This is a genomic window from Brevundimonas sp., from assembly GCF_044239655.1.
Classification (GTDB): domain Bacteria; phylum Pseudomonadota; class Alphaproteobacteria; order Caulobacterales; family Caulobacteraceae; genus Brevundimonas.
The window spans coordinates 1-5,454 of sequence record NZ_JBIIAY010000161.1 but is presented as its reverse complement, the minus strand read 5'-3'; the positions used below and the strand labels follow the sequence as shown (position 1 = coordinate 5,454).

Below are 5,454 nucleotides of genomic sequence, written 5' to 3'. Positions count from 1 at the left end.
GCCGCAATGGTGACGTGAGGCAACAGGCAACAGGCAACGGGCAACAGTGAGGCCGGAACGGCAGTTGGCAGAGTGCTTCTGTTGCCTGTTGCCTGTTGCCTGCTGCCCGTTGCCTCTCTACAGCCACCCCTTCCGCCGGAACCACAGCAGCGGCGCAATGCCCGAGATCACCATGGCGAGGATGGCGAGCGGGTAGCCGTCGATCCAGCGCAGCTCCGGCATGTGGTCGAAATTCATGCCGTAGATGGCGCCGATCAGGGTGGGCGGCATCAGACAGGTCGTCGCTACCGAGAAGACCTTCACGATCGAGGACTGGTCGATGTTGATCAGACCCAATGCGGCGCTGAGCTGGAAATTGATCCCGGCCGCCACCGACTGGTTGTGCTGCAGCAGAGAGGCGGCGTCGCCGGACAGCGAGCGCAGGTGGTCGCGGGCGTCGAGGACGTGCTCGATCCGTTCGTCCAGCGACACATAGGCGAAGACCCGCGCCAGACCGGCCAGGCTCTGTTCGATGCGGGTGTTGACGATGTGGGCCCGGCCCAGCTTGCCGATCAGTCGGTGGAAGCCGACGGTCTTGCCCTCGGCGAAGACGTGGTTGGAGATGCCCTCCACCCGCTCGGCGTTGATCGACAGGATGTCGGACGCCCGGTCGATGATCGCCTCCATCAGGTGCAGGAACATGTCGGCGCCCGAGCCGCAAAGTTCGGGGTCGCGCTCGATCCGGTCGGCCAGGATGGCGAAGGGCTTGGGGTCGAAATAACGGATGGTGACCAGGGGACCGTGGGTCAGGACGAAGGTGACCGGGTCGGCGCTCGGCATGTCGTCGTCGCCGTTGTGGATGATGTCGGCGGTGACGTAGGTGGCACCGTTCTCACGGTACAGGCGGCTGGACGCCTCAAGCTCGGCCATCTCGGCGCGGGTCGGGATGGACAGGGACAGGGCCGCCTCGATGGCCTTGTCTTCCTCCAACGAGGGGTCGACGAGGTCGATCCAGATGGCGTCGTCGGGAAGGGTCCAGTCGGCCAGATCGGTCAGGACCGGATCGCAGGCGAGGCAGCCGGTGCGATAGACGCGGATCATGTGCGATCCCGCGTCAGGATCGAAGGATCAGGGCTGACCGGCGGAACCGCCGAGCGAGGCCGTCTGGACGGCTGCCTGCTGAGGCGCGTCGGCGCCGCCTTTGTAGATGAATCCGTAGGTGGGATAGACGGTCGTGCCCAGGTCATGGATCGGGTTGTACCAGACCTTGACCTGGCTCCAATCATTGCGGCCCGAAACATCGACGACGGTGACGTTTTCCTCGACGCGACCGCGGCTGCCGCCCCAGTTGGCGTGCGTCACCTGGACGACGCGGTCGGTCAGGACGTTGGAGATGACGGCGACATGGCCCCGGCTCATCCGGCCCTCGGGACGGAAGACGAGGACGGCACCGGTTTCGGGCGCGTGGCCGGTGCGGAATTTGGAGGAGGCCTGGCTCCACCAGGTCCAGGCGTCGCCGAAGATGTTGATGCCCGAGAACATCCGCGCGAAGGTCACGCACTGCCAGTAGGGGCTGTCTGCAGAGGCGGTGGCGGGAGCGCCGACCGCACCAAATCCGAGACAGGCCGCAACCACGGCGGCAGCAATGCGTTTCTTCATGCTGGTTTTGTGTCCGATTGTTACGCCCGCACTATCCTTAACCGGGACTCGCGCGGCGGGGGAAGCCCTTGATTAGGCGGGCTGGTGCGCGTTCTTGTCGCGGTTGACGGCGTTGGGCCGCTTCGCCGCCCAGGCCCGGATCGCCCGCCGTGACGGGTATTCGACCAGGTGATAGGCCACCGCCGCGACCACCGGCAAAGCCGCCAGAACCGCCAGCCACACAAAAAGTTGAAGATGCTTGTCGGGGGCGTTCGTCGCCTTGGCGGCCAGGTTCACGGCCAGCAACTGCCAGGGCACCAGCACCATATAGACGGCGTAGCTGATCTCTCCGAGGTAGACGGCGGGCTTTGACGCCAGCCAGCCGGCGCGGGCATTGGGCAGGCTGGCCAGCGACAGGATCAGCAGGCCGGCGAGGGCGACGATGAAGCCGTCCCAGACATTCAGGGCGGCCGCGCCGATCAGGGCCGCGGTCGAGGCCAGGGCGATCAGGCCGGGAGCCGGCAGCGGGGCCTTGCGATAGGCGAGGTACAGGGCACAGCCGTAGGCAAAGCAGGGCACGATGCGCAGCGCCCCCCACTGGAAGGTCGCCTCGGTCAGGGGAAAGCCCGCGACGGCGTTGAAGCCGACGTAGAGGGCCGCGATCAGGGCCAGGGCCCCGCCGATGGCGACGCCGGGGATGTGGCGCAGCTTCCAGGCCACGAAGGCGAAGGCCGGGAACAGCAGATAGGCGAACCACTCGGCCGAGATCGACCAGGAGCGGTGGTTCCACCCCGCCTCGGGCGACAGGCCCCAGGCGTGGACCATGGCGATGTTGGCCGGGAGTGCAGCCCAGCTGATGACATTGCCGTCGATGCTCATGCCCGCGAACAGGGCGGCGGCACCGAGGGCTCCGACACCTACCAGGGTCGCGATATGCAGGGGATAGACCCGGGCCACCCGGGCCCACAGGAAGTCGCGATAGCTGAAACGCTTCTCGCCGTGCGCGGCCAGATAGACGTGGCACAGGATGAAGCCGCTGAGGACGAAGAACAGCTCGACGCCGAGGTATCCCTTGGCCACCAGGTCGGGCCGGAAACCCACCGCCAGATTGTCCCACAGGGCGTAGACGGCGACCCACATGGCGGCGACGAAACGAAGCGCGGTCAGGGAGCGGAGGTCGGCCGGGGCCGCTGGGGCGAGCTGTGTCATGCGCACACTGTAGGAGCCACACGCTTTGAGAACCGTTAAGGCGAGGCCATGAGCACGATGATTCCCCTCGACGACCTGATCTCAGCCGCCGCCGACAAGGCCGGACTGACCCCGGAACAGGGCCGCGCGGCTCTGGTGGCCGCCCTTGGACTGCTGGACAAGCACGCCGAACCCGAAGCGATGGCGGCGGTCTATGCGGCCGTTTCGGGCGCTCGAGAGGCTGCCCAGTCCGACGAGGCGAAGCCGCCGCGTGGGGGACTGATGGGTGGACTGATGAAGAGCGCCGGGGGGCTGTCGGGCAAGGCGATCGCCGACGCCATGGCCGTGCTGGGGCGGCTTGAGAAGATCGGTGTCGGGCGTGACGAACTGAAGCGGCTGCTGCCCGCCGCGCGCAACCGGCTGCGGGCCGTGACGGGGGCGGACCCCCTCGGTGAGGCGGTGAAGACCGTGCCGGGGGTAGGTGCCCTGCTGGGCGGCTAGGCCGGCGGCTGGGCCTCCAGCGCGGCCCTGGAGCCCGCGCAGCCGTTCAGGGAGATGTCGCCCAGCTTGACCATCGCGGTCAGGGGATAGGTGCGGTCGCTCATACCGTCCGAGCATTCGGTGGCGATCAGGGTGATCTCGATCGGCTCGTCCCCGACGGTCGAGGCATAGACGGCGGTCGTGCCCTGGAGCGTCGGACCGGGGTTGTCGCCCGTCCGGGGCGGCCCCTCGGGGTCGGTATAGGTGATCGCCGAGGCGGTGATCTCTATGCCCCAGAAGGGTTCGGTGCCCAGCGCCTGTACCGGCTGGTTGAGATCGACACCGACGAGGGCGGCGGGGGCCGGCGCGGGGGTCGGCGCGGACGCAGGCTGCGGCACCGGCTCCGAACAGGCGGCGATGGCGAGAAGGGCGACGAGGCTCGCGGCGGCGATGGGGCGCATGGGGCTTGTCCTTGAGGGCTTGAGCCATGGTGACGGCGGAAGCGCGTGCGTTCAAGCCGCCGTCGCGTTCGCCGGGCTCGGCACCTAAGGTTCGGCCATGGCGATTCGACCTTCCCCACCGACGCGACCGAAGGCGTTCGAGTTCTTCGCAGGCGGTGGGCTGGCGGGGATCGGGCTGGCGGCCGGGGGGCGGGGGTTCCAGACGACCTTCGCCAACGACCTGTCACCGATGAAGGCGCGGGCGTTTCGCGACAATCATCCGGACGTGCCGCTGCAAGAGGGTGACGTCTGGGACCTGTCGGTCGCGGACCTGCCGGGGACACCGGACCTGTGCTGGGCGTCTTCGCCGTGTCAGGACGTCAGCCTGGCGGGCGCACGGGGCGGGCTGGAGGCGCGGCGGTCGGGGGCCTTCTGGGGGTTCTGGCGGCTGATGCAGGGGCTGGACGCCGAGGGGCGCGGCCCGCGCATCGTGGTGGTCGAGAACGTGGTCGGCCTGCTGACCTCGGGCCAGGGGCGGGACTTCGCGGCCGTCTGCGGGGCCATGGTCGAGGCGGGCTATACCGTGGGGCCGCTGGAGGTCGATGCGGCAGCCTGGCTGCCCCAGTCGCGCCCCCGGCTGTTCATTGTTGGGATACGGGGCGTGAAGGGGGCGGAGGGGCCGAGGCCGGTCGCACCGTTTCATTCGCGGCGTCTGCTGACGGCCCATGCGAACCTGCCCGAAGCGGTGCGAGCGGCCTGGGCCTGGTGGCGGCTGGCCGAACCGCCCAGGCGGAATCTCGATCTGGCCGGTGTGCTGGAGCCGGACTCAGCGGTGGACTGGTTCGACGCGGCCCAGACCGAACGCTTGCTGGCCCTGACCGCGCCCCTGCACCGGGCGCGGCTGGAGGAAGCGGCGGCATCGGGCGAGCGGCGGGTCGCGGCGGCGTTCCGGCGGGTGCGGGTCGAGGCGGGCGTCAAGGTGCAGCGGCTGGAGGTCCGGCTGGACGGGCTGGCGGGGTGTCTGAGGACGCCGTCGGGGGGATCCTCACGCCAGTATGTGCTGGTCTGCGAGGCCGGTCCGGTGCGGGCGCGGCGGATGACCGGCCGTGAGGCCGCGCGGCTGATGGGGGTACCCGACGATTATCGCCTGCCGGGGAGCGAGAGCGGGGCGCTGACCCTGATGGGGGATGCCGTGGCGACACCGGTGGTGCGGGCGCTGACGGAGCAGTTGTTCCTGCCGGCGTTGGCGGGAGTTTAATCCTCCCCCTCCCGCCCCGGATCGAGGGAGTTGTCGACGCGGTCGTCCCAGCCGTCACGGTGGGAGCGGAAGGCGAGGCTCATCAGGCCCCAGGTCAGGCCGATGGTGCCGAGCACGCCCAGGGTCAGGGCGATCCAGCCGTGGATCGTCAACGGGCCACCGCCGATCAGGGTCCAGAACCCGGCGATGGCACCCGTTCCGGCTGCCGCGACGACCATGGCCAGCAGCAGGCGCAACAGAAAACGGACGGCAGGGTGATCCATGCCGTCCGTCGTATCAGATCGCGCGGGGCCTGTCGGCGGCCGCATGGTCGCGGTTCGGGGGTCGCGGCCCTACTTCTGGACCCAGGAACCCGAGGCGTTGCGGTACCACTGGCCGGCGGGGATGCGGGCCTGGATCAGGGTCTCGAACATCCGCACGCCCGCGACGTCGGCCGTGGTGCCGGCGCCGGCCGCGCTCTGGGCATAGGCG

The 5,454-nt window shown here is 69.2% G+C and carries 8 protein-coding genes; 2 read left to right on the top strand and 6 right to left on the bottom strand.

Annotated features, from left to right (window positions below; all coding sequences use genetic code 11):
* Window positions 1-117: 117 nt before the first annotated feature.
* The 3 genes from ACILQR_RS15370 to ACILQR_RS15360 all read right to left on the bottom strand — a co-directional run bounded on the left by ACILQR_RS15370 (window position 118) and on the right by ACILQR_RS15360 (window position 2,826).
* Window positions 118-1,080: a magnesium transporter CorA family protein gene (locus ACILQR_RS15370; protein ID WP_395652258.1), complete on the bottom strand. Its 963-nt coding sequence runs from the start codon at window positions 1,078-1,080 to the stop codon at window positions 118-120.
* 27 nt (window positions 1,081-1,107) lie between these two features.
* Complete coding sequence (locus ACILQR_RS15365) at window positions 1,108-1,638, bottom strand: CHAP domain-containing protein (RefSeq protein WP_395652257.1); 531 nt, start codon at window positions 1,636-1,638, stop codon at window positions 1,108-1,110.
* Between the two features lie 72 nt (window positions 1,639-1,710).
* On the bottom strand, window positions 1,711-2,826 hold the full coding sequence (locus tag ACILQR_RS15360; protein WP_395652256.1) for an acyltransferase family protein: 1,116 nt from the start codon (window positions 2,824-2,826) through the stop codon (window positions 1,711-1,713).
* A gap of 48 nt (window positions 2,827-2,874) precedes the next feature.
* Between ACILQR_RS15360 and ACILQR_RS15355 the strand changes: the two genes are divergently transcribed.
* On the top strand, window positions 2,875-3,306 hold the full coding sequence (locus tag ACILQR_RS15355; protein ID WP_395652255.1) for a hypothetical protein: 432 nt from the start codon (window positions 2,875-2,877) through the stop codon (window positions 3,304-3,306).
* Here ACILQR_RS15355 and ACILQR_RS15350 read toward each other — a convergent pair.
* Entirely contained in the window at window positions 3,303-3,746 is a 444-nt protein-coding gene (locus tag ACILQR_RS15350) for a COG3650 family protein (RefSeq protein ID WP_395652254.1), read from the bottom strand. The two genes, ACILQR_RS15355 and ACILQR_RS15350, sit on opposite strands and share 4 nt — an antisense overlap.
* Before the next feature lie 97 nt (window positions 3,747-3,843).
* Between ACILQR_RS15350 and ACILQR_RS15345 the strand changes: the two genes are divergently transcribed.
* On the top strand, window positions 3,844-4,983 hold the full coding sequence (locus tag ACILQR_RS15345; protein ID WP_395652253.1) for a DNA cytosine methyltransferase: 1,140 nt from the start codon (window positions 3,844-3,846) through the stop codon (window positions 4,981-4,983).
* On the opposite strand, the gene ACILQR_RS15340 is transcribed toward ACILQR_RS15345, so the two are convergent.
* Window positions 4,980-5,246: a hypothetical protein gene (locus tag ACILQR_RS15340; RefSeq protein WP_395652252.1), complete on the bottom strand. Its 267-nt coding sequence runs from the start codon at window positions 5,244-5,246 to the stop codon at window positions 4,980-4,982. The two genes, ACILQR_RS15345 and ACILQR_RS15340, sit on opposite strands and share 4 nt — an antisense overlap.
* 69 nt (window positions 5,247-5,315) lie before the next feature.
* Window positions 5,316-5,454 (bottom strand): DUF1318 domain-containing protein (locus ACILQR_RS15335; protein WP_395652259.1); only part of this gene is annotated, 139 nt, incomplete at its 5' end.

What these genes read in the sequence shown, in the direction of transcription:
- ACILQR_RS15370 (WP_395652258.1), bottom strand. Translation starts at nt 1,080, where the DNA reads ATGATCCGCGTCTATCGCACCGGCTGCCTCGCCTGCGATCCGGTCCTG.
- ACILQR_RS15365 (WP_395652257.1), bottom strand. Translation starts at nt 1,638, where the DNA reads ATGAAGAAACGCATTGCTGCCGCCGTGGTTGCGGCCTGTCTCGGATTT.
- ACILQR_RS15360 (WP_395652256.1), bottom strand. Translation starts at nt 2,826, where the DNA reads ATGACACAGCTCGCCCCAGCGGCCCCGGCCGACCTCCGCTCCCTGACC.
- ACILQR_RS15355 (WP_395652255.1), top strand. Translation starts at nt 2,875, where the DNA reads ATGAGCACGATGATTCCCCTCGACGACCTGATCTCAGCCGCCGCCGAC.
- ACILQR_RS15350 (WP_395652254.1), bottom strand. Translation starts at nt 3,746, where the DNA reads ATGCGCCCCATCGCCGCCGCGAGCCTCGTCGCCCTTCTCGCCATCGCC.
- ACILQR_RS15345 (WP_395652253.1), top strand. Translation starts at nt 3,844, where the DNA reads ATGGCGATTCGACCTTCCCCACCGACGCGACCGAAGGCGTTCGAGTTC.
- ACILQR_RS15340 (WP_395652252.1), bottom strand. Translation starts at nt 5,246, where the DNA reads ATGGATCACCCTGCCGTCCGTTTTCTGTTGCGCCTGCTGCTGGCCATG.